General features: G+C 72.0%; 23 protein-coding genes. 14 read left to right on the top strand and 9 right to left on the bottom strand.

Features of this window, described 5'->3' with window-relative positions; genetic code table 11:
* The first annotated feature begins 135 nt into the window (after positions 1-135).
* The 3 genes from JEQ17_RS35750 to JEQ17_RS35760 all read left to right on the top strand — a co-directional run bounded on the left by JEQ17_RS35750 (position 136) and on the right by JEQ17_RS35760 (position 4026).
* Positions 136-846 (top strand): class II aldolase/adducin family protein, encoded by a 711-nt coding sequence (locus tag JEQ17_RS35750; protein WP_200399115.1) that lies wholly within the window; start codon positions 136-138, stop codon positions 844-846.
* Positions 847-1206: 360 nt separating this feature from the next.
* Complete coding sequence (locus tag JEQ17_RS35755) at positions 1207-2343, top strand: alpha/beta hydrolase (protein WP_200399116.1); 1137 nt, start codon at positions 1207-1209, stop codon at positions 2341-2343.
* 267 nt (positions 2344-2610) lie between these two features.
* Positions 2611-4026: a hypothetical protein gene (locus tag JEQ17_RS35760; RefSeq protein WP_200399117.1), complete on the top strand. Its 1416-nt coding sequence runs from the start codon at positions 2611-2613 to the stop codon at positions 4024-4026.
* A gap of 115 nt (positions 4027-4141) precedes the next feature.
* Here JEQ17_RS35760 and JEQ17_RS35765 read toward each other — a convergent pair whose 3' ends face one another.
* On the bottom strand, positions 4142-4555 hold the full coding sequence (locus JEQ17_RS35765) for a VOC family protein (RefSeq protein ID WP_055616248.1): 414 nt from the start codon (positions 4553-4555) through the stop codon (positions 4142-4144).
* A gap of 149 nt (positions 4556-4704) precedes the next feature.
* Positions 4705-5595 carry a KPN_02809 family neutral zinc metallopeptidase gene (ypfJ, locus tag JEQ17_RS35770; RefSeq protein ID WP_200399118.1) on the bottom strand — a complete coding sequence of 297 codons (891 nt, stop codon included), beginning with the start codon at positions 5593-5595 and terminating at the stop codon, positions 4705-4707.
* 214 nt (positions 5596-5809) lie between these two features.
* Here ypfJ and JEQ17_RS35775 point away from each other — a divergent pair, with 214 nt between their 5' ends.
* The 4 genes from JEQ17_RS35775 (at position 5810) to JEQ17_RS35790 (ending at position 9962) form a co-directional block, all read left to right on the top strand.
* Positions 5810-6685 carry a hypothetical protein gene (locus JEQ17_RS35775; RefSeq protein ID WP_234048493.1) on the top strand — a complete coding sequence of 292 codons (876 nt, stop codon included), beginning with the start codon at positions 5810-5812 and terminating at the stop codon, positions 6683-6685.
* Between the two features lie 146 nt (positions 6686-6831).
* Positions 6832-8430: an ABC-F family ATP-binding cassette domain-containing protein gene (locus JEQ17_RS35780; protein ID WP_200399119.1), complete on the top strand. Its 1599-nt coding sequence runs from the start codon at positions 6832-6834 to the stop codon at positions 8428-8430.
* A gap of 385 nt (positions 8431-8815) precedes the next feature.
* A complete protein-coding gene (locus JEQ17_RS35785; protein ID WP_006123601.1) occupies positions 8816-9037 on the top strand; it encodes a helix-turn-helix domain-containing protein in 222 nt (73 codons plus the stop codon).
* A gap of 133 nt (positions 9038-9170) precedes the next feature.
* The gene (locus JEQ17_RS35790; protein WP_200399120.1) at positions 9171-9962 is read left to right on the top strand and encodes an enoyl-CoA hydratase/isomerase family protein; all 792 of its coding nucleotides are present in this window, start codon (positions 9171-9173) and stop codon (positions 9960-9962) included.
* A gap of 54 nt (positions 9963-10016) precedes the next feature.
* Here JEQ17_RS35790 and JEQ17_RS35795 read toward each other — a convergent pair whose 3' ends face one another.
* A complete protein-coding gene (locus tag JEQ17_RS35795; RefSeq protein WP_200399121.1) occupies positions 10017-10727 on the bottom strand; it encodes a nucleopolyhedrovirus P10 family protein in 711 nt (236 codons plus the stop codon).
* Between the two features lie 86 nt (positions 10728-10813).
* On the opposite strand from JEQ17_RS35795, the gene JEQ17_RS35800 reads away from it, so the two are divergent.
* The 5 genes from JEQ17_RS35800 (at position 10814) to amaP (ending at position 13253) form a co-directional block, all read left to right on the top strand.
* Positions 10814-11305 (top strand): Asp23/Gls24 family envelope stress response protein, encoded by a 492-nt coding sequence (locus JEQ17_RS35800; protein ID WP_200399122.1) that lies wholly within the window; start codon positions 10814-10816, stop codon positions 11303-11305.
* A 73-nt stretch (positions 11306-11378) separates the two neighbouring features.
* The gene (locus JEQ17_RS35805; RefSeq protein ID WP_200399123.1) at positions 11379-11573 is read left to right on the top strand and encodes a hypothetical protein; all 195 of its coding nucleotides are present in this window, start codon (positions 11379-11381) and stop codon (positions 11571-11573) included.
* Between the two features lie 5 nt (positions 11574-11578).
* Positions 11579-11998, top strand: coding sequence for an Asp23/Gls24 family envelope stress response protein (locus JEQ17_RS35810; RefSeq protein WP_200399124.1), 420 nt, complete (start codon positions 11579-11581; stop codon positions 11996-11998).
* A complete protein-coding gene (locus JEQ17_RS35815) occupies positions 11995-12669 on the top strand; it encodes a DUF6286 domain-containing protein (RefSeq protein WP_200399125.1) in 675 nt (224 codons plus the stop codon). Before JEQ17_RS35810 ends, JEQ17_RS35815 begins: the two co-directional genes overlap by 4 nt.
* A gap of 5 nt (positions 12670-12674) precedes the next feature.
* Positions 12675-13253 (top strand): alkaline shock response membrane anchor protein AmaP, encoded by a 579-nt coding sequence (amaP, locus tag JEQ17_RS35820; protein ID WP_200399126.1) that lies wholly within the window; start codon positions 12675-12677, stop codon positions 13251-13253.
* Between the two features lie 104 nt (positions 13254-13357).
* On the opposite strand, the gene JEQ17_RS35825 is transcribed toward amaP, so the two are convergent.
* From JEQ17_RS35825 to JEQ17_RS35850, 6 genes are all read right to left on the bottom strand, one after another.
* Positions 13358-14113, bottom strand: coding sequence for an SDR family oxidoreductase (locus JEQ17_RS35825; RefSeq protein ID WP_200399127.1), 756 nt, complete (start codon positions 14111-14113; stop codon positions 13358-13360).
* Between the two features lie 4 nt (positions 14114-14117).
* Positions 14118-15938, bottom strand: a complete 1821-nt coding sequence (locus tag JEQ17_RS35830) for a glycoside hydrolase family 15 protein (protein WP_200399128.1) — start codon at positions 15936-15938, stop codon at positions 14118-14120.
* A gap of 164 nt (positions 15939-16102) precedes the next feature.
* The gene (locus tag JEQ17_RS35835; RefSeq protein WP_200401891.1) at positions 16103-16894 is read right to left on the bottom strand and encodes an SURF1 family cytochrome oxidase biogenesis protein; all 792 of its coding nucleotides are present in this window, start codon (positions 16892-16894) and stop codon (positions 16103-16105) included.
* Positions 16895-16970: 76 nt separating this feature from the next.
* Positions 16971-17204: a hypothetical protein gene (locus JEQ17_RS35840; protein ID WP_143637050.1), complete on the bottom strand. Its 234-nt coding sequence runs from the start codon at positions 17202-17204 to the stop codon at positions 16971-16973.
* Between the two features lie 138 nt (positions 17205-17342).
* Positions 17343-18353 (bottom strand): DEDDh family exonuclease, encoded by a 1011-nt coding sequence (locus tag JEQ17_RS35845; RefSeq protein ID WP_200399129.1) that lies wholly within the window; start codon positions 18351-18353, stop codon positions 17343-17345.
* 2 nt (positions 18354-18355) lie between these two features.
* Positions 18356-19057 (bottom strand): TetR/AcrR family transcriptional regulator, encoded by a 702-nt coding sequence (locus JEQ17_RS35850; protein WP_200399130.1) that lies wholly within the window; start codon positions 19055-19057, stop codon positions 18356-18358.
* A gap of 113 nt (positions 19058-19170) precedes the next feature.
* Here JEQ17_RS35850 and JEQ17_RS35855 point away from each other — a divergent pair, with 113 nt between their 5' ends.
* Both JEQ17_RS35855 and JEQ17_RS35860 read left to right on the top strand, forming a co-directional pair.
* Positions 19171-19968 (top strand): acetoacetate decarboxylase family protein, encoded by a 798-nt coding sequence (locus JEQ17_RS35855; RefSeq protein ID WP_200399131.1) that lies wholly within the window; start codon positions 19171-19173, stop codon positions 19966-19968.
* Positions 19969-20853, top strand: a complete 885-nt coding sequence (locus JEQ17_RS35860; RefSeq protein WP_200399132.1) for an SDR family NAD(P)-dependent oxidoreductase — start codon at positions 19969-19971, stop codon at positions 20851-20853.
* The last annotated feature ends 28 nt before the right edge of the window (positions 20854-20881 follow it).

A 20881-nucleotide genomic window follows, 5' to 3' on the forward strand; every position in this document is an offset into this window, starting at 1 on the left:
GAAGCCCGTCGCATGCCGGTCATTCGCTCCCGGCAGGCGATTCATGCCCTTGTGCGACCTTTCGGATGCGTCGGTCGCGCCCTAAAGTGCCCCGCCCGCCCCTGGGTTGAGCTGCGCGGCTGGCAGGATCGCGGCATGGCTGAGCAGCGGCGGGACGCAGGAGACGGACGGGACTCGGGGGAGCGGGACGCGCCCCCGGCGCGGGAGGCGCTGGAGCGGGCGTGGGACGACCTCGTGGCGACGGCCCGCCGGACGGCGGACGAGGGTCTGGTCGTCGGCACATCGGGCAACGTCTCGGTACGCGTGGGCGACACCGTCCTGGTCACGCCGAGCGGAGTGCCGTACGACCGGCTGGCCCCCGAGGACCTCTGCGGGGTCTCCCTCGACGGCCGGCAGGTGCTCGGTTCACTCGTTCCGACAAGCGAACTGCCCATGCATCTGGCGGTCTACCGTGCCACCGACGCGCGGGCGATCGTCCACACCCACGCGGTGCACGCCACGGCCGTCTCGACCCTCGTCGAGGAGCTGCCGCTCATCCACTACATGGCCGCCGCGCTCGGCGGTCCCGTCCGTGTGGCCCCCTACGCCACCTACGGCACGGAAAAGTTGGCCGAGAACATGCTCCGGGCCCTCCGGGACCGCACAGCCTGTCTCCTCCAGAACCACGGCACCCTCACATACGGAGCCTCCCTCCCCCAGGCCTACGACCGCACAGCCCAACTGGAATGGATGTGCCACCTCTGGCTGACAGCCTCATCCCTCCCCGGACACGCCCCCACGCTCCTGACCGGGGAACAGGTGAACGAGGTGGGCGAACGGCTGAGGGGGTATGGGCAGCGGCCGTGACGGGGGAGGACGGTGACCGTGATTGGGGGAAGCCGGTGGCGGTGGCGGTGGCAGGGGAGGCGGGCGGGTGCTGACGGTAACCGGGTGTGGGCGGTGGAGGCGGCCGGTGCGGTCGCTGACCTGACCGTCCGGGTACGGCCGCCGACGTGACCGGCTGCGCCCGCCGATCCCACCGGCTGCGCCCGCTGCCTGATCGTCGCCGCCGCGGTGCTGACGTGGTTGGTCGCCGAGGTGAACGACGCTCGCGTCGTCGGTCCCGCAGCCGTGGTGCTCAGCCGATACGCACCATTCCGGCCGTGCCGAATCCACATTCGCCCCATTTGACTGGCCGACAACGGGTTCCGTCAGGAGACTGGACCCGTGCGCACCGTGAATCCGACGGCAGCAGCCGTCACCGTCGCCATAGCCGGCGCAGCCACCGTCGCCGCCACGGTGGCGGCGGGCCGCTTCGCCAGCGACGCCGCTCTCAAGGCGCCGCCGGGCAAACCGCTGCCCACCGAACCCCGCCTCACCGTGCACTCCACGGCAGCGGGACAGATCACCCTGACCCGCGCCCTGGCCTCGCGGCGACCGGGCCTGTACGGCCTCGGCGGCGACGGCAGCCACGCGGTCGTCGGCCCGCTCCTGAACGCCGCCCCGCACTCCGCCGACACGGTCGTACGCCGTCTGGAACGGGTCACGCACGGCACCCTGGAAGCCGGGGACAAGGTGTGGTTCACCCCGGGCGTGCACATCGGCAACCCGAGCTCCGCCCTCGGCCTCGACCACGCCGACGTGGACGTCCCCGGCGAACTCGGAGCCCTGCCCGCCTGGTTCGTGCCCGCCGCCCGCGACACCTGGGTGATCACCGTGCACGGCCTCGGCGCCACCCGCGAACACCCCATGAACGTCATGGAGTTCCTGCACCGCCACCAGTTCCCCGTACTGGACCTCGCCTACCGCGGCGATCTCGGCGCGCCCCGCTCTCCCGACGGCCTGAACCACCTCGGCGAGACCGAGTGGCGCGACCTGGACGCGGCCATCCGCTACGCCGTGCGCTACGGCGCCGAACGGGTCGTCCTGCACGGCTGGTCGACCGGCGCGACCATGGCCCTGCGCGCCGCGGCCCACTCGGCCGTGCGCGAGAGGATCTCCGGCCTCGTCCTGGACTCGCCCGTCCTCAGCTGGGAGACCACGCTGCGCGCCCTCGCCACGGCCCGCCGCACCCCCGGCGCCCTGCTGCCGCTGGCCGTCCGCGCGGCTCAGGGCCGCACAGGGCTGCACGGCGACCGCATCGAGGGCGCCGCCGACCCCGAACGGCTCAAGGTGCCGATCCTCGTCCTGCACGGCCCGGACGACACGGTCGCCCCCTGGGGCCCTTCACGCCGCCTCGCCGAGCGCCGCCCCGACCTCGTCACCCTGCACACGGTCCGGGGCGCCCCGCACGGCGCCATGTGGAACGCCGACCCGGCCGGCTACGAAGAGGCCCTCCGCCGCTTCCTCACCCCCCTGATGTAGCGACCTCGTCCAGCGACCTCGTCGAGCGACCGCGTTCGGTGACTTCATCCAGAGCTTCGTCCAGCGAGCTCATCTCCTGACGCGGCCCTCTCCCCGTCCGCTGCCGGGGTGCCCGTTCCACCCGGTCCCGGACGTTCCGTTTAACTCCGTACCACCTACCCGTTCACGCCCCGGGAGCGCCCGCGGGGACCGGTGCGCAGGCCACCCCTGTGGCCCCTTGTGGCATTCCGTTTGGGTTTTCGGACCGTCAACCGGAAGACTGCCCCCGTGACGTCCCGTATCCCGCGCGACTCCAGGCTCCGACTCGTCCGCCCGCGAACCCTGGCCGCCGCCCCCCGAGCGATGACCCAGAGGCCCACGCGCCGACCCGCACCCCGCCCGCCGGAGGGCACACCGGCACCCGCGGAACTCGCCCGCATGGCGCGCTCCGTACTCGCCGGCGCGGCCCGTGTCGCCCGCTGGGCCGACGCCGTCCTGAGCTCCGCCAAGGACCGCGAGGGCACCGCTTCCCGCGGCACCCCCGAGGGCACCGGCACACTCTCCGACGCGACCGCTCAACGGGCCGCCACCGATCTGGCCCTGACCCCGGCTCAGGTCCGCGCGGACTGGGACACCGCACGACTCGCGGGCCTCGTCGAGGTGCACGGCGGCATCGCGCGCCCCGGCTGGCGACTGCGCGCCTGGAACCGCGACGACAGCGCCGTGCTGCGCGGCTGGGTCGCCCTCTTCGACGCCTGGTCGATCGCCCACCCCGGCCCCGACGGACGCGAGCCCGCCGCCGTCGCCGAGGTCGTCTCCGCGATGCCCCAGGTCCTCTCCTTCCTCCAGCTTTCCGCGGGCCCCGTCCCCGTACCGCAACTCCTCGACCTGCTCGAACAGCGCGTCACGGAACTGCGCACCGAGCGCTGCGAGATCCCCTACGGCCCGCAGCCCGAGCCCGTGGAGAGCCCCGCCGAGGACACCCCGCTGGCCCCCCTCCTCGACTGGGCGCTGCACGCGATCGCCGACGTGGGCGCCCTCACTTGTGCCGACGGCCAGGCCACGCTCACCCCGCTCGGCAGCTGGGCGGTCTGGGTCAAACTGGAGCAGATCTGCGTCGCCGCGCAGAGCCCCGCCGGGAACATCGAGCAGGGCGCCGAGGACATGCTCCGCGGCTGCGCCCAGCTGCGGCCGAACGCGGCCCGTGCCGAGTACCGCGCCTGGCTCGCCGCCCGAACCGTCGGCAGCGCCGTCACCGAACTCCTCGACGCCGCCCGCGGCGAGGACGCCCTCCTGCGCGGACTCGCCTTCGAGGCCCTGCGCGTCGTCGGAGCCCCCGCCGAGCCCGATGTCCGCTCCGTGTCCGACGAGACCCATCTGCGGCCGTACGCCCTGCTGTGGCTCGCCGAGCACGACGGGCACGACCCCGAGGACGCCCATGAGGTACTGACCCGCGACGAGGCCACCTGGCTGTGGGTCGACACCGCTGCGGCCGTCGCCGACCACGGCGAGGCCCCGCTTCTCGTACGGCACTTGGAGTCCGCCGTACAGCCGACCGTGCCGGCGCTGCTCGACGAGGTGCGGGCGGTCGGGCATCCGCGGACCGTGCAGGTGCTGGTCGCGCTTGCCGCGGCCCATCCCGATCCGGCGCTCGCCAAGGCTGTGCGGCGGGCCGCGTTCCAGGTCCACACCGGGGGTAGCTAGCCGCTCCGCGGGGCGCTTTGTGGGGGTGCGTGATTCGGCTGCGGGTCGGCTGTGGCCGGTCGCGCAGTTCCCCGCGCCCCTTGCGGGGCGCAGGGCGCGGGCCGGACCAGTGGTCTCAGGCCGTTATCTCCGGGGCGTACGTGCCGAAGCTCCAGATGTTGCCCTCGATGTCGCGGGCCATGTAGTCGCGGGAGCCGTAGTCCTGGTCGGTCGGGGGCATCAGGATCTCCGCGCCGTGGGCGACGGCCTGCTGGTGGTGTGCGTCGATGTCGTCCACGACGACGTACACCCCGGTGTGCGTCGAGCCCTTCATCGCCTCGTCGAAACGGCCGCCGGTGCCTCGGGAGCCGAGCATCACCGCGCCGTTGCCCTGCACCAGCTCGGCGTGCAGGACCTTGCCGTCCTCGCCCTCGTACACCGAGGCCTCGCTGAAGCCGAAGGCCTCCGTGAGCTGTTTGATCGCCGCCTTCGCGTCCGTGTACAGCAGTGTCGGGTAGATGCTCGGGCGCCCGCCGTCCGTGCCTGCCATGCCGATCACTCCCTCTGGTCCCGGTGCCGGAACATCGCCTGAATGTGACCTGCTCCACAGTCTTGCACCCGGCACTGACAACGCCCTGCCGAGCCGGATCCGGGCGGCCCCGGCAGGGATTTCGGCAGGGGCCGACAGGCCTCGCCCGCTCAGCGGAAGGTGTTGCAGCGCGCCATGTCGCCGGTGCGGTAACCCTCGTAGAACCACTGCTGCCGCTGCTTCGCCGAACCGTGCGTCCAGGACTCGGGCGTCACCCGGCCCTGGTACCGCTGCTGGATCCGGTCGTCGCCCACGGCGGCCGCCGCGTCCATCCCGTCACGGATGTCGGCGTCCGTGAGGCTGGTGATCAGCGGCCGGCCCGTCGACTCGTCCTTCGTGGTCGTCGCGTGGTGCGCCCACACCCCCGCGTAGCAGTCGGCCTGCAGCTCCACCCGCACCGCGTTGCTGGTCGCGCCCGTCCGCCCGTCCTGGGAACGGCTCAGCGTCCCCATCAGGTCCTGCACGTGGTGCCCGTACTCGTGCGCGACCACGTACGCCTGCGCGAACGGTCCGCCACTCGCGCCGAACCTCGTCCGCAGCTCCTCGAAGAAGCCCAGGTCCAGATAGACCTTCCGGTCTGCGGGGCAGTAGAAGGGCCCGACCGCCGACGTCGCCGCGCCGCACGCCGTGCCGACCCGTTCGCCGAAGAGGACGGTGGGCGACCGTGTGTACGTACCGCCGCGGCGCTCGAACTCCTGCGCCCAGAAGTCCTGGACGCTGTTGACCACCGCCACGATGCGGCAGTCCTCCTTGGCGTTCGCGTCCCGCCCCGTGCGGCACGTCTGCTGGACCTGGGCGAGGGACGAGGGGGTCGCCGCGGGCTGCTCGTCGCCGGAGGACAGGCCCAGCTGGTCGGGGCCGACACCGAAGAAGAGCCCCAGCAGGAGCGCGATCAGAGCCGCCGCGCCGCCGCCCACGGTCGCCTTGCCACCGGGGATCCGACTGCCCCGCACGTCCTGCACCTCGGAGGTGTCCAGATCGGCGTCGTCGTCGAACTGCATGGGCGCACCAGCCTCCGCGGACATCGTCCCCCTGGCGTCATCCTCGCCGGGCTCCCCGGGCGCGGCGCCGGGCGGAGGGCCGAACGGGGGACACCTCGCCACCGGCCCGCCGTGTCACGACGGCAGACCCGGCCGGGCCCCTCCGACGTGGCTACGCTCTGCGCCTGTTCCGCGGGTCGTACGCCGTGGGCCGTGGTCATCGAAGGGGAGCACAGTGGCCGTTCCACCGGCCGAGGCGCCGGAGACGCGACAAACCGCTTCCGGCCTCCTCGCCGCCCCGCTCCTCGCGCCCGCGCCTCTTGAAGCCGGGATTCTCGAAGCCGCGCCTATCGAAGCCGCGCCCCATGAAGCCCCGCCCCATGAAGCCGCGCTTCTCGACACCCCGCACTCCGGAGCCGCGCTCCCCGAAGCCCTCCCCCAAGAGGCCACCGCCCGCGCCTCCCACTCCGCCTCCCGCTCCCACTCCCGCCCCCGAATCCTCCGTGCCGCCCTCGGTCTCCTCCTGGCCGCCCTGCTGCTCGCAGTGGCCCACCAGGCGCGCCCGCTGCCCTACGGGGACCATTTCGTCGCCCACGCGCGCGTGGAGCACGAGACACCGCCCCGGCTGGTCACACGCGGGGCCACGGTCGAGGCGTACGACGAACGGACCGGGGAGCCGCGGTGGACCTACGGGCGCGAGGGCCGCAGGCCGCTGGCCGTGCTGCCCGCGCGCGGGGACGCGATCACGCTCTGGGACGACGGACTGGTCACTGCCACCTCCCACGGAGCCGTCCGCTGGCACAGGGGCCTACCCGGCGCAGCCGACTGGCTCGCGGACCACGGCGGCGCCGGAGTGCTGCGGAACCTCGACCGGGGGATGCTCGCCGTCGTCACCCCGCGGCGCGTCACCGCGTACCGCGTCGAGGACGGTGACCTGCGCTGGGTGCTGCCCGCGCGCAGGGGCTGCGTCTTCGCACCCGGGCGGGCGGTACGGCTCGGAGCGGTGCTCCTGGTCGCGCAGCCCTGCCCGGGAAGGGCCTGGACCGCCCAGCTGATCGCGGTGGACCGTCTCGGCCGGATCACCCCGCACCGCACTCCGCCGGGGCAATGAGCGTCACACTTCCGAACACCCGCACGCAGGAAAAGTGGTTGCACCGCCCCGTTAGACTTGGCCCATGGCCATTCTCCTCGCGCACTAGACGGCGTGAACGATCCCAGCCGCCCACCCCGTCATCAACCCTGCCCAGGAGTCTGTCCGTGATTTCCGCCTCCGGTGTCGAGCTCCGCGCCGGCGCCCGCGTTCTCATCGAGTCCGCGACCTTCCGCATCACCAAGGGCGACCGCATCGGTCTGGTCGGCCGCAACGGCGCCGGCAAGACGACCCTCACCAAGGTCCTCGCAGGCGAGGGCGTCCCCGCCGGCGGCACCGTCACCCGCTCCGGCGAGGTCGGCTATCTCCCGCAGGACCCGCGTACTGGCGATCTCGACATGCTGGCCAGCGACCGCGTCCTGTCCGCACGTGGCCTGGACACCCTGATCCGCAAGATGCGCGAGAACGAACAGCGCATCGCGAACGGCTCGGGCGCCACCCGCGAGAAGGCGATGCGCCAGTACGAGCGCCAGGAGACGGAGTTCCTCACCAAGGGCGGATACGCCGCCGAGGCCGAGGCCGCCACCATCGCCGCCGCGCTCAACCTGCCCGACCGGGTGCTCGGCCAGCCCCTCCATACGCTCTCCGGCGGTCAGCGCCGCCGTATCGAGCTGGCCCGCATCCTCTTCTCGGACGCGGACACCCTGCTCCTCGACGAGCCGACGAACCACCTCGACGCCGACTCGATCGTCTGGCTGCGCGACTACCTGAAGACCTACCGCGGCGGCTTCATCGTGATCTCCCACGATGTCGACCTGGTCGAGACGGTCGTCAACAAGGTGTTCTACCTGGACGCCAACCGCGCCCAGATCGACGTCTACAACATGGGCTGGAAGCTCTACCAGCAGCAGCGCGAGGCCGACGAGAAGCGCCGCAAGCGCGAGCGGCAGAACGCCGAGAAGAAGGCCTCCGCGCTCCACTCGCAGGCCGACAAGATGCGCGCCAAGGCCACCAAGACCGTCGCCGCCCAGAACATGGCCAAGCGCGCGGACAAGCTCCTCGCGGGTCTCGAGGCCGAGCGGAAGTCCGACAAGGTCGCCAAGCTGCGCTTCCCCGAGCCGTCCCCCTGCGGCAAGACCCCGCTGATGGCCGAGGGCCTGTCGAAGTCGTACGGCTCGCTGGAGATCTTCACCGACGTCGACCTGGCCATCGACAAGGGCTCCCGAGTCGTCATCCTCGGTCTGAACGGCGCCGGCAAGACGACTCTGCTCCGCCTCCTCGGCGGCGCCGAGAAGCCCGACACCGGCCAGGTCATAGAGGGGCACGGCCTCAAGCTCGGCTACTACGCGCAGGAGCACGAGACCCTCGACCCCGCGCGCACGGTCCTGGAGAACATGCGCTCCGCGGCCCCCGACCTGGACCTGGTCGAGGTCCGAAAGACGCTCGGCTCGTTCCTGTTCTCCGGCGACGACGTCGACAAGCCGGCCGGGGTCCTCTCCGGCGGCGAGAAGACCCGCCTCGCGCTCGCCACCCTCGTGGTGTCGTCCGCGAACGTCCTCCTCCTCGACGAGCCGACGAACAACCTCGACCCGGCCAGCCGCGAGGAGATCCTCGGCGCACTGCGCACCTACAAGGGCGCCGTCGTCCTCGTCACCCACGACGAGGGTGCCGTCGAGGCGCTCCAGCCGGAGCGGATCATCCTGCTGCCCGACGGCGTCGAGGACCTGTGGGGGTCCGACTACGCGGATCTGGTGGCCCTCGCCTGAGCCCGGCACGGAGCCCGGAGCGGCCCGCGGAAGCGGTCATCGGTGCTTGATCGAACCACTGATCCACTGCGTATGGATCATTCGGCTTATCCGTGATCCATCATCTGTGTGAGATCTCCTCGTACCGAGGTGTGTCCTACATCGATTTTCCGGCCGGGCCCCGCATTCCCAAGGGTCCGGCCGTCGCACGTCGCTGACCTGGCACTTCGTGGATGAACCCGTTCGGCCGTACGGACAAGCGCGCGCGGAATTCCGTATTCCGCTCATGGTGACGGGCTTCCATGACCCAAAGCTTGTCGCACGGACCTTGCCGAATGGGTGGCCAGGAAGCTCTTGAGGGGTGATCATGAGAAGTCCAGAGCGCACTTCCCATGAGGAGGCACGGGTGGCCGAGACTCTGAAGAAGGGCAGCCGGGTAACCGGCGCCGCGCGCGACAAGCTCGCGGCAGACCTGAAGAAGAAGTACGACTCCGGTGCGAGCATCCGGGCGCTGGCCGAGGAGACCGGCCGCTCGTATGGCTTCGTACACCGGATGCTCAGTGAGTCGGGCGTCACGCTCCGTGGGCGTGGCGGAGCGACGCGGGGCAAGAAGGCCGCGTCGGCCTGACGCCGGGCGGCTCCTCGTTCTCCGATGGTGGCCACCCGGTCGGTCGATTGACCGCCCGGGTGGTTACTGTGCAGTCACTTAAGGGTGTGCTCCTACGGCACCCGCTCTGACCGCACACATCGGAGGCCCCCCCATGGCTTCGTTCGACCCGCTGCTCGACAAGGACGGCGTACGGCTCACCGTCGACGACGCGATCGCCACGGTGACGCTGACCAACCCGGCCAAGCGCAACGCGCAGAGCCCCGCTCTGTGGCGGGCACTGGCCGAGGCGGGGCAGTTGCTGCCGGGCACCGTCCGTGTCGTCCTGCTGCGCGCCGAAGGCAAGTCCTTCTCCGCGGGGCTCGACCGGCAGGCGTTCACTCCCGAGGGGTTCGACGGCGAGCCGTCCTTCATCGATCTCGCGCGTCGTTCCGACGCCGAGCTCGACGCTGCCATCGCCGAGTACCAGGAGGGTTTCACCTGGTGGCGACGGAGCGACATCGTGTCCATCGCCGCCGTGCAGGGGCATGCCATCGGGGCGGGCTTCCAGCTCGCTCTCGCCTGTGACCTGCGCGTCGTCGCGGACGACGTGCAGTTCGCCATGCGCGAGACCAGCCTCGGGCTCGTGCCCGACCTGACGGGTACGCACCCGCTGGTGGGGCTCGTCGGGTACGCGCGAGCTTTGGAGATCTGTGCGACCGGGCGGTTCGTGCACGCCGAGGAGGCACAGCGGACCGGGCTCGCGAGCGTCGCCGTGCCTGCCGATCAGCTCGACGCCGCCGCGCGTGATCTCGCCGGGGCGTTGCTTGCCGCCCCTCGGGACGCGCTGATCGAGACCAAAGCGTTGTTGCAGGGGGCGGTGGGGCGTACGTATGAGGATCAGCGGGTTGCCGAGCGGGCCGCCCAGGGGCGGCGGTTGAGGGACCTCGCGGGTGTGGGTGACTGAGGTCGATTGTCGTCTGCGGGTGCGTGGGGGCTTGTCGCGCAGTTCCCCGCGCCCCTAGGAACCCGGGGTTACCGCTGTTACCAAGGCCGCCACCGATGGGTGATCCGGTAGTGCCTCGGTGGCCCTTTTGCGGACTGCTGTTGCCACGTCCAGCGTGCGTGTGGACGCCCCCGTCTCGAAATCCACGCGGACATGGCGACGGGGGAGGGACGCGGTGCCGGGGCGGGGCGCGATGTGGACCGCGGCCAGGCGGGTGACACCGGGGACGGATCGTACGGCGGTGGCCACGCGGGATTCGTCGGCGTCCAGCCGGAGGTCGGGGTCCCCGGAGCGTCCGTCGCACTCGTCCTCGTCCGCCGTGCCCGCAGCCTCCTCCAGCAGGCCCGTCACCCGCAGGTCCACCTCCGTGACTTTCAGGCCCAGTCGGTCCGTCGCCGCTGAGGTGAGAGCCGTCCGCAGGCGGGAGGCGGTTGCCGGGAGAGGTTCGGCCGGTGTGGCCGCGAAATCCGCCGTGATGCGCAGGGGGCCCGGAGGCAGCGCGCTCGGCGGGGGCGGGACGGCCGGCTCCGGGGTGTTGTCCGGGTCGGTGAGGGCGAGGCGTACGGCCGTGAGGCGTACGCCCGGCACGTCGCGGGCCGCGCGGCGCAGTACCGCGGTGGCCGCCGCCTCGGTGATCCATGCGCCGTCGTGCGCGCCCCCGAGGGGCAGCAGTCTGCCGAGGCCGAGCTGATTTCTGACCGCCTGGGTCCATCGGTCCGCCGTCATTGCCTCAGCCTGCCGCATCCCCGGCGCGCGACCGGGTAACCCGACTTAGTGTGGGCGGAGGGGCCTACCGAAAGGGATGCACGGCGATGAGCGACACGACTCAGCGGAAACGGCCGGAGACCCCCGAGGTCGAGCAGCCGGACCAGCAGCTCAGGAAGACCGGCGTGACCAAGCGCGGCGGTGGGGACCCGGCCGGCCGGGGGCGTACCACCATCGCCGACGGCGTGGTCGAGAAGATCGCCGGGCTCGCCGCCCGCGACGTCCTCGGCGTGCACGCGATGGGCAGCGGTATCTCGCGGACCTTCGGCGCGGTGCGCGACCGGGTCCCCGGCGGCGGTTCGAAGTCCGCCACACGCGGCGTGAAAGCCGAGGTCGGCGAGGTGCAGACCGCGCTCGACCTGGAGATCGTCGTCGACTACGGCGTGTCCATCGCGGACGTCGCCCGTGACGTACGGGAGAACGTCATCGCGGCCGTCGAGCGTATGACGGGCCTTGAGGTCGTCGAGGTCAACATCGCGGTCAGTGACGTGAAACTGCCGGAGGAAGAGGACGAGGAACCGGAGAGCAGGCTCCAGTGACGCGGTACCGGTGGTCCGCCGGTGCTCGCCGGTGACCTGCCCTGTCCGTCAGTGACCTGCTGAGGAGTGCACCATGAGCTGGGCCGTGATCGGCATGATCGCCGGAATGGCGCTGGGCTTCGCCGGGTACTTCGGCGGGTTCGGCGCCTTCCTCCTGGTGGCGGCGCTGGGCGCCATCGGCTTCGTCGTGGGCCGGTTCCTCGAAGGGGACCTGGACCCCGGTGAGTTCTTCCGCACGCGCGGCACCCGCGACGACCGGCGGCGGTGACGCGCGTGTCCGGTGAGTCCACCGCGGCCGGGGAGGCCGGTGAGCCCGCCGGATCCCGTGCGGTCGTCCGGCCCGGCAGTCCCGGCCGGACCGTCGCGGCGGCCGACCGGGGCGCGCTCCGGATCGCCGACCGGGTCGTCGCGAAGATCGCCGCACGCGCGGCGCGCGAGGCTCTCGACGTGCTGCCGCCCGACGCCGTTCCCCCGCACGCCACCGTGATCGTCCACCACGAGGTCGCCCGTGTCCGGGTCAGCCTCGAACTCGACTACCCCTCCGACATCGGTGGCCAGTGCGCTGCCGTGCGTCACCAAGTCGTTCAGCGGGTAGAGGCGTTGGCGGGGATGGAAGTGCCCGAGGTCGCCGTCCAGGTGGAGCGGCTGCACTCGGCGCAGACGCGCGGCGCGGCACAGGGGAGGACGCAATGAGCGAGTCCCACGGCTCCGAGAGCACCCAGCACCTGCCCGTCATCGAGAAGGCGGCCGAGAGCGAACTGGGCCAGTCCGCCTCCGCGGCGGACTACAAACCCCTGCCCGTCCTCGAAGAGGCCGACGACGCGGAAGGCCGCTTCTGGTCGGCCCGCCGCGTCCCCGCGGGCATCCTCGCGCTGCTGATCGTGGCCGGTGCGGGACTCCTGCTGTACGACGTCGCCGCGGTCCGCGCCGACCGGCCCGCCATGCACTGGCGCAGGTCCCTGGCCAACGAGCTCGCCGAGCGGCCCCTCGACGACACCTGGGTGCTCGTCGGCGCGGGGGTCGCGACGGCCCTCGGCGTCTGGCTGCTCGTGCTCGCCGCGACACCTGGCCTGCGGGACGTCCTGCCGATGCGCCGCGCCCACACCGAGGTACGGGCCGGCCTGCACCGGGGCGCCGCCGCCATGGTGCTGCGCGACCGGGCCATGGAGGTGTCCGGCGTGCGGTCGGTGCGGGTCCGGGTGGGGCGCAGGAAGGTCGACGTCCGCGCGGTGTCGCACTTCCGTGAACTCGACGACGTACGCGCCGATCTGGACGCCACGCTCGCCGACGGCATCAGGGGACTCGGGCTCGCCCGGCGCCCCGCGCTGTCGGTGCATGTCGCGCGGCCGGGCCGGAAGGGATGAGCTCGATGCTGAGGATCGTGAACCGGGTGCTGCTGGGCCTCGCGGGCCTGCTCCTCGTGGTGTTCGGCGGCTCCGCGCTCGCCGTCGGCCTCGGCGCGGACCCGCCCTCGTGGTGGATCCACGACGGACGGCACGACGTGCTGCTGAGCGACGCGGACCGGGCGAGGTGGCGGGACGACGGCTGGTGGTGGCCCACCGTCATCGCCGTACTCGCCGTGACCGTGCTGCTCGCCCTGTGGTGGCTCACGGCCGTACTGCGGCGGCGCCGACTCGCCGAGGTGCTCGTCGACACCGGCGACGGCGAGGGCGCGCTGCTGAGGGGCCGGGCCCTGGAGGGCGTACTGGCCGGTGAGGCGGGCGCGTTGGACGGGGTCGAGCGGGCCCACGTGTCACTCACCGGACGCCGCACGGTCCCCGAGGCACGCGTCCAACTCCTCCTGGAGCCCCACGCCGACCCCGGCGACGCCCTCCACCGCCTGACCACGGAGGCCCTGGCCCACGCAAGAGACTCGGCAGGCCTGGCCTCACTCCCGGCAGACGTACGCCTACGGGGGGTCAAGCACGGCGCGGAGAGGGTCAACTAAGGGCGTGCCCTGGAAGCGGGGAGGCGCAGCCTCCTGCTTTCAGGGGCGCGGGGAACTGCGCGACAAGCCCCCACCGACCCGCACCCACAAACGGACCCGCGGAGTCAGAACCCGTGCCGAGCCCCACCATCAACAGGCACCATGATCCCCGTCAGATAAGACGCAGCCGGAGACAACAGAAACGCGGCCGTACGGCCAAACTCTTCCGGCGTCCCGTACCGACGGAGCGGAATCCGCGCCTCATTGGCGGCCCGCGCGGCCTCCGGATCCGGCGCGTACCCATCCAGCTCGCGCACACGATCCGTGTCGATCCGGGCAGGCAGCACCCCCACCACCCGGATCCCCCGCGGCCCGAGCTCGTCGGAGAGCGACTTGGCGAACCCCGCGAGACCGGGACGCAGACCGTTGGAGATGGTCAGCCCCGGGAGCGGCTCGTGCACCGAGGCGGAGAGCACGAAGCCGATGACCCCGCCCTCGCCGAGCTCCGCGGCGGCCGCGCGGGCCAGCCGGACCGCGCCCAGGAAGACGGACTCGAACGCCGACTGCCACTGCTCGTCGGTGTTGTCGGCGACGAACCCGGGCGGCGGGCCCCCGACGCTGACCAGGATGCCGTCGAAACCGCCGAAGCGCTCGCGCGCGGCCGCGATCAGGCGCTCCGGAGCCGTCGGGTCGGAGTTGTTCACGGCCACGCCGTGCGCGTTCGGGCCGAGGGCCGTCGCGGCCTCGGCCGCCGTCTTCTCGTCGCGCCCCGTGATGATCACCTTCGCGCCGTCGGCGACGAGCTCACGCGCGGAGGCGTGGCCCAGGCCGCGCGTTGCTCCGGTGACGACGTAGACGCGGTCCTTCAGTCCAAGATCCATGGCCCTATCCTGCCCCCTCCTCGTCCGACCCTCCATAGCCGCCCCGGTGCCCTTCGCCGTCGAACAGGGTGAGGGCGGTGCCCACCAGACCGATGTGGCTGAACGCCTGCGGGAAGTTGCCGAGCTGGTGGCCGGCCACGGGGTCGTACTCCTCGGCCAGCAGCCCCACGTCGTTGCGGAGCGCGACGAGCCGCTCGAACAGGTCGAGGGCCTCCTTCGTACGGCCCGTCAGATGCAACGCGTCCGCGAGCCAGAACGAGCAGACGACGAACGAGCCCTCGTTGCCCGGCAGCCCGTCGATGGCCGTGGGGTCCGAGTCGTACCGGCGCACCAGTCCGTCGCGCGTGAGCTCCGCCCGGACCGCGTCCACCGTGCCGACCACCCGAGGATCGTCCGGCGGCAGGAAGCCGAGGCGGGGGATCAGCAACAGCGCGGCGTCCAGTTCGCGGGAGCCGTACGACTGCGTGAACGTGTTGCGCTCGGGGTCGTAGCCCCGCTCGCACACCTCGCGGTGCACCTCGTCGCGCATCGCGCGCCAGCGGTCCACGTCACCGCTCAGGTCCGGGTTCTCCTCCATTGTGCGGACCGTGCGGTCGGCGGCCACCCAGGCCATCACCTTCGAGTGCACGAAGTGGCGGCGCGGACCCCGGACCTCCCACAGCCCCTCGTCCGGCTCGCGCCACGCCGACCACAGGAAGTCCATCAGCGCCTGGCGGAGCCGCCACACGTGCGGCTTGGCGGGCAGCCCCGCGTGCTGCGCGAGAGTGAGCGAGTCGATCACCTCGCCGTACACGTCGAGCTGCGACTGCCGTACGGCGTGATTGCCGATCCGGACCGGCGCCGAACCGCGGAAACCGGGCAGCCACGCCAGCTCGAACTCGGGGATCCGCCGCTCACCCGCCAGGCCGTACATGATCTGCAGTTCCGCGGGGTCGCCCGCCACGGCGCGCAGCAGCCAGTCGCGCCAGGCCGCCGCCTCCTCCTGGTAGCCGCACGCGAGCAGCGCGCCCAGGGTGAGCGTGGAGTCGCGCAGCCAGCAGTAGCGGTAGTCCCAGTTGCGTACGCCGCCGATCTCCTCGGGCAGCGATGTCGTGGGCGCCGCGACGATGCCGCCGCTCGGCGCGTAGGTGAGCGCCTTGAGCGTGATCAGGGAGCGGACGACGGCGTCCCGGTGCGGTCCGTCGTAGCGGCACCGGGCCACCCACGCCCGCCAGTCGGAGAGGCTCGCGGCCAGCGCCTCGTACGGGTCGACGCGGTCTGGGCGCGGTTCGTGCGAGGGGTGCCAGGTCAGTACGAAGGCGACCTTCTCACCCTCGGCGACCTCGAACTCCGAGTGCGTACCGAAGTCCTTGCCCCAGGTGCGAACCTCGGGCTCGGTGCGCAGCCACACCGAGTCCGGGCCCGCGACGGCCACCCGGTGGCCGTCGGACTTGCGCATCCACGGCACGATCGAGCCGTGGTCGAAGCGCAGCCGCAGCGTGCTGCGCACGGTGACCCGGCCCTTGACGCCTTCGACGATCCGTACGACGTCGGGGGCGCGGTCGCGCTGTGGCATCAGGTCGGTGACGCGTACCGTGCCGTCCTCCGTCTCCCACTCGGTGTCGAGTACGAGGGAGTCGGTCCGGTACGCGCGGCGGGTGCAGGCGTCCGCCCCCTTCGGCGCGATCCGCCAGTGGCCGTTCTCCTCGTCCCCGAGCAGTTTCGCGAAACAGGCCGCCGAGTCGAACCGGGGGAGACAGAGCCAGTCGATCGACCCGTCCCGTCCGACAAGGGCGGCGGTCTGGTGGTCGCCGATGAGGGCGTAGTCCTCGATGGATGGGTGCACTGTTGCCGGGTTCCCGGCGGGTACGACGATCAATCCCGGCGAGGGGTTGTTGTGTGGGTGCGGGTCGGTGGGGGCTGATCGCGCAGTTCCCCGCGCCCCTGGTGGGGCCCGGCCCCGCTTGTACGACGGAGGGGGCGGGGTTCGGTCCCCGCGGTCCGCCGTGCTCAGACCGTGGCCGGTTCGGCCTCTGGCTCGGTCTGGGCGGCTGCCGCTTCTGCCAGGTCTCGGCGTTCTCGGCGGACCAGGACGACCCAGCCGACCGGGACGCCCGCGGCGAAGAGCCACCACTGGATCGCGTACGCCATGTGGGGGCCGATGCCGCTGTGGTCGGGCTCCGGGATCAGTTCCGGGGTGTCGCCCTTCGGCTCCGGCGCGGTCAGCTCGACGTAGCCGCCGAGGACCTGCTTGCCGAGTGCCTTCGTCTGCTGCTCGCTGTTGATCAGCATGACCATGCGGTCGGGGAGGCCGCGGACGTCCTTGATGCCGCTGTCGGCGGTCGTCTCGTCGGCCATCAGCCGGCCCGTGACGGTGGTCTCGCCCTTCGCGGGCGCGGGCACCTTCGGAAACTCGGTCTGCGCCCCGTCCGCGGGGATCCAGCCGCGGTTCACCATGAGGACCTTGCCGTCGTCCAGGACGAACGGGGTCAGTACGTGGAAGCCGACCTCTTCGTCGGAGTTGGTGCGACGGCGGACGACGACCTCGTCCGCGGTGTCGAAGGTGCCCTTCGCGGTCACCCGGCGGTACAGGTCGTCGCGCTCGATCGCCTTGCCCGGCGCGGTGAGCGACTCGGCGGGGACCGGCTTCGCGGACAGCGAGTCGGAGATCACCTTGTTCAGCGCGACCTTGTGCTCGTGCCGGTGCAGCTGCCAGAAGCCCAGCTCGATCATCGTCGGGATGAGCGCGAGCATGATGAGGGTGAGGATCACCCACTGCCGGGACAACAGGAAGCGGTACACCCCACGACCGTACAACTCGGTCATGGGGTGTTGACGGGAGGGGGTGGCTTGGCGGCGTGTGGTTCGGACGGGGGGTTCAGACCTTGTCGATGATCCCCACCCTCCCCTCCGCGCGGGCGCAGTGGGCCCCGCAGTACCAGTGGCCCTCGACCTCGACACCCTGGCCGATGATCTGGACGCGACAGTGCTCGCAGATGGGCGCCATGCGGTGGATGGCGCAGGAGAAGCAGTCGAAGACGTGCACCGCACCCTGTGCGTGCACCTCGAACGTCATGCCGTAGTCGTTTCCGCAGACCTCACAACGTGCCATGCGCCACAGGGTGGGCCGCCGGGGCGGTACGGGCGAGCGGTCGCCGGGCGAGTCGCTCCCCAATCACCCGTACGACCGGATGCCCGCGCCCCCGGCGTGCGCCCCGTACGGCCGACGCTGAGCACGGCAGACGCTCCGTCACGCCTTCGACGCCGGCTCCACGTCCCGCAGCAGCTGGCCGAACGCCGCCTCGTCGACGACCGGAGTGCCGAACTGGCGGGCCTTGACCACCTTGGACGTACCGGAGTCCGGGTCGTTCGTCACGAGGAGGCTGGTGAGCCGGGACAGGCTCGTCGCCACATGCAGCCCGGCCTCGACCGCGCGGTCCTCCAGGAGGTCGCGCTCGACCGAGGTGTCCCCGGAGAACGCGATGCGCATGCCCTGCTTGAGCTGCTTGCCCGGTTCGTACCGCCCCGGGTTGGGATAGGGGCACGCGGGCCGCTTGCGCGAGGGGCGCCAACTCCCGGACGGGTAGCCCCCCGACGAGTAGCCGCCGGAGGAGGAGCCCCCGGACTGCCGGCCGATCCGCGGGGCGGCCCGGTCCGTCCACTCCGTCAGCGGCCGGCATTCGAGCAGCGGCAGCCGTACGCCCTCGCGCGCGGCGGCCCGCAGGCTCGGCCGGAACGCCTCGGCCAGCACGCGCGCGTCGTCCAGCGCGTGGTGCGCGCGCTGCTGTACGACGCCGAAGTGCGCCGCGAGCGACTCCAGCTTGTGGTTGGCCAGCGGCAGGCCCAGCTCCTTGGACAGCGCGATGGTGCACAGCCGCTGACGGACCGGCGCCTCGCGTTCCGCGCGCGCGTACTCCCGCGCGATCATCGACCAGTCGAACACCGCGTTGTGCGCGACGAGGACGCGGCCGTCGAGCCGGGAGGCGAACTCCTCGGCGATCTCCGGGAACAGGGGCGCCCCTTCGAGCACATCACTCGTCAGACCGTGGATCCACACAGGACCCGGGTCCCGCTCCGGGTTGACCATCGTGTACCAGTGGTCCTCGACCTCGCCGCGCGCGTCCAGCCGGTAGACCGCGGCCGACACTATGCGGTCGTCGCGGGCCAGTCCTGTGGTCTCCACGTCGACGACCGCGTACCCCTGCGGATAGGCGGCCGGCCACGGGGTGGTGGACGGTGCGGTCTGATGGTCTTCGAGCATGGTCACTGAGGATAAGGGGCGCGACTGACAGTCCTGTCCCCGGAGTCCGGGCCCGGGCCGGATCCGGAGTCCGACTCCCCGTCACGAGCCCCCGCCAACAGCCCGGCCACCAGCGCCTTCACGGAGAGGGTGAACAGCTTCTCGGTGTCGATGGCCCGCGCGAGGGTGCGGGCGAGCGCCGGGTCCTCCTCCGCCGTACGCGCCCCCCACAGCTCCTCCTCGCCGGGGTGCTGCGCCGGGGCGCGCTCACGGTTGCGCTCGACCAGGACGTGCCCGACGACCTGGAACTGCACGGCCCGTACGACATCGGCGGCCCGTGTCCCACGCAGTCCAGCCGCGTGCACCTCGTGCACCAGGGCCTGCTGCGCGGGCAGGAACATCCGTTCCGTCAGGCCGCGTTCGTGCACCATCGCGACGAGGTGCGGATGGTCGCGCAGCCGTCGGCGCAGGGCGCGCGCCACGGACACGATGCGCCCCGCCGGGGTGCGCCCGACGGGCCGGATCTCGCCGAGCTCGGCGACGGTGCGTTCGACGAGCGCGTCGAGCAGCGACTCGCGGTTGCCGACGTGCCAGTAGATCGAGGTCACCGCCGTGCCCAGCTCGGCGGCGAGCCTGCGCATCGTCAGCGCCTGGGGACCGTGCTGCCTCACCAGGTCCGCGGCGGCGGCCAGGACCTCCTCGCGGGTCAGTGCCGGTCTCGCCATGACGCCCCCAATTCCCTGTGGCGCACGAGTATTTACCCTTCGCGAGGTCTGCTGTAACTGTGTTACAGGTGACGGCCCATCAGAGAAGGACGGTCAGAGAAGGGCGGTACGACATGGCACGCGTACGGTACGGCGCGCGGACCGAGGCGGAGATCGGCGCCGCGCGCACCGCGAGCTCCCGGCTCCCCGACATCTGGTCCACCGGTGTGGTGGCCGTCTGGGAGAGCGACCCCGACGCGGTCGCGGCGGTCCTGCCGCCACCGCTCAAACCCACCGGGCGGCCCCTGGTCCGGGTGAACATCAGCAAGGTCGACCTGCCCGGATACCCCCTGGGCGCGGGCTCGTTCGCGGTCGCCGCCGTGCACGACGGGGTCGAGGGCTGGTACCCGCTCGTCATGCCGATGACCCACGAGCGGGCCCTCATCGGCGGCCGCGAGGTCTTCGGGGAGCCCAAGAAGCTCGGCGAGGTGACGGTCGAGCGCGACGGTCTCGTCGTACGTGCGGCCCTCGCCCGGCACGGCATCGAGTTCGTGGAGGTACGCGGCGCGGTCAGCGGGGCGCTGCCCCTGCCGGAGCCGACACAGAAGACCGACTTCTACTTCAAGTTCCTTCCGGCGGTGGACGGTTCGGGCTTCGACGCCGACCCCGTACTCGTGCACTGCGTGCGCAACGAGAAGGTGCGCAGGCTGGAGCGGATCACCGGTGACGTCGTCCTCCGGGAGTCCATGTACGACCCGGTCGCCGACCTCCCCGTACGCGAACTCGTCGAGATCACCCTCGGCGAGAAGACGACCGACCAGAGGGGCAGAGTCGTCGAACGGGTCAGCGGGCAGGCCCTGTTGCCGTACATCCACCAGCGCTACGACGACCCGCAGCAGATTCTCGACGGGCCGCCCGAGGGGAGCACCTGAATGGAACTGAGGGCGGGACAGGTCGCCGTCGTCACCGGAGCCGCGAGCGGCATCGGGCTGGCCATGGCACGGCGGTTCGCGGCCGAGGGGCTGAAGGTCGTCCTCGCCGACGTCGAGGAGGGCGCCCTGGAGAAGGCCGCCGCCGGGCTGCGCGAGGACGGGGCCGTGGTGCACGCGCGCGTGGTCGACGTCGGCGAGCGCGAGGAGGTCGTCGCGCTCGCCGAGGAGACGTACGAGAGGTTCGGTGCCGTGCACGTCCTGTGCAACAACGCCGGAGTCGGCTCGGGCGCCGAGGGCCGTATGTGGGAGCACGACCCGAACGACTGGAAGTGGGCGTTCGCGGTCAACGTCTGGGGCGTCTTCCACGGCGTCCAGGCCTTCGTGCCGCGGATGCTGGCGGGCGGGGAGCCGGGCCATGTGGTCAACACCTCGTCCGGCGACGGCGGCATCGCGCCCCTGCCCACCGCCTCCGTGTACGCCGTCACCAAGGCGGCCGTCGTGACGATGACCGAGTCCCTGTACGCGCACCTGAGGGCCGAGCACGCGCGCGTGGGGGCCTCCGTGCTCTTCCCGGGGCCCCACATGCTCCGTACCGGGCTGTGGGAGTCGCATCGCAACCGGCCCGACCGGTACGCGAAGCAGAAGCCCCGCCAGACCCCGTACCGCAGCCTCGACCAGTGGGAGGCCGCGATGAAGGAGGCGGGGAAGGACGTGCGGTTCACGCCGGTCGAGGAGGTCGCCGACTTCGTGGCGGACGGCATCCGGGCGGACCGCTTCTGGCTGCTGCCCGACAGCGAGCACAGCGACGCGCAGATCCGGGCGCGCTCGCGGTCGATGCTCGACCGCGCCGATCCGGCGTACCTGGAGAACTTCATTCTCGACTGAGGACTGGACCGGACCGAGGAGCCGCAAA

The organism is Streptomyces liliifuscus (assembly GCF_016598615.1).
GTDB classification, from domain to species: Bacteria; Actinomycetota; Actinomycetes; order Streptomycetales; family Streptomycetaceae; genus Streptomyces; species Streptomyces liliifuscus.

Bases quoted from the DNA above. Each gene is read 5' to 3' on its own strand.
- JEQ17_RS35860 (WP_200399132.1), top strand. From the start codon at position 19,969: ATGGAACTGAGGGCGGGACAGGTCGCCGTCGTCACCGGAGCCGCGAGC.
- JEQ17_RS35765 (WP_055616248.1), bottom strand. From the start codon at position 4,555: ATGGCAGGCACGGACGGCGGGCGCCCGAGCATCTACCCGACACTGCTG.
- amaP (WP_200399126.1), top strand. From the start codon at position 12,675: ATGCTGAGGATCGTGAACCGGGTGCTGCTGGGCCTCGCGGGCCTGCTC.
- ypfJ (WP_200399118.1), bottom strand. From the start codon at position 5,595: ATGCAGTTCGACGACGACGCCGATCTGGACACCTCCGAGGTGCAGGAC.
- JEQ17_RS35750 (WP_200399115.1), top strand. From the start codon at position 136: ATGGCTGAGCAGCGGCGGGACGCAGGAGACGGACGGGACTCGGGGGAG.
- JEQ17_RS35795 (WP_200399121.1), bottom strand. From the start codon at position 10,727: ATGACGGCGGACCGATGGACCCAGGCGGTCAGAAATCAGCTCGGCCTC.
- JEQ17_RS35850 (WP_200399130.1), bottom strand. From the start codon at position 19,057: ATGGCGAGACCGGCACTGACCCGCGAGGAGGTCCTGGCCGCCGCCGCG.
- JEQ17_RS35790 (WP_200399120.1), top strand. From the start codon at position 9,171: ATGGCTTCGTTCGACCCGCTGCTCGACAAGGACGGCGTACGGCTCACC.
- JEQ17_RS35840 (WP_143637050.1), bottom strand. From the start codon at position 17,204: ATGGCACGTTGTGAGGTCTGCGGAAACGACTACGGCATGACGTTCGAG.
- JEQ17_RS35800 (WP_200399122.1), top strand. From the start codon at position 10,814: ATGAGCGACACGACTCAGCGGAAACGGCCGGAGACCCCCGAGGTCGAG.
- JEQ17_RS35855 (WP_200399131.1), top strand. From the start codon at position 19,171: ATGGCACGCGTACGGTACGGCGCGCGGACCGAGGCGGAGATCGGCGCC.
- JEQ17_RS35815 (WP_200399125.1), top strand. From the start codon at position 11,995: ATGAGCGAGTCCCACGGCTCCGAGAGCACCCAGCACCTGCCCGTCATC.
- JEQ17_RS35825 (WP_200399127.1), bottom strand. From the start codon at position 14,113: ATGGATCTTGGACTGAAGGACCGCGTCTACGTCGTCACCGGAGCAACG.
- JEQ17_RS35805 (WP_200399123.1), top strand. From the start codon at position 11,379: ATGAGCTGGGCCGTGATCGGCATGATCGCCGGAATGGCGCTGGGCTTC.
- JEQ17_RS35845 (WP_200399129.1), bottom strand. From the start codon at position 18,353: ATGCTCGAAGACCATCAGACCGCACCGTCCACCACCCCGTGGCCGGCC.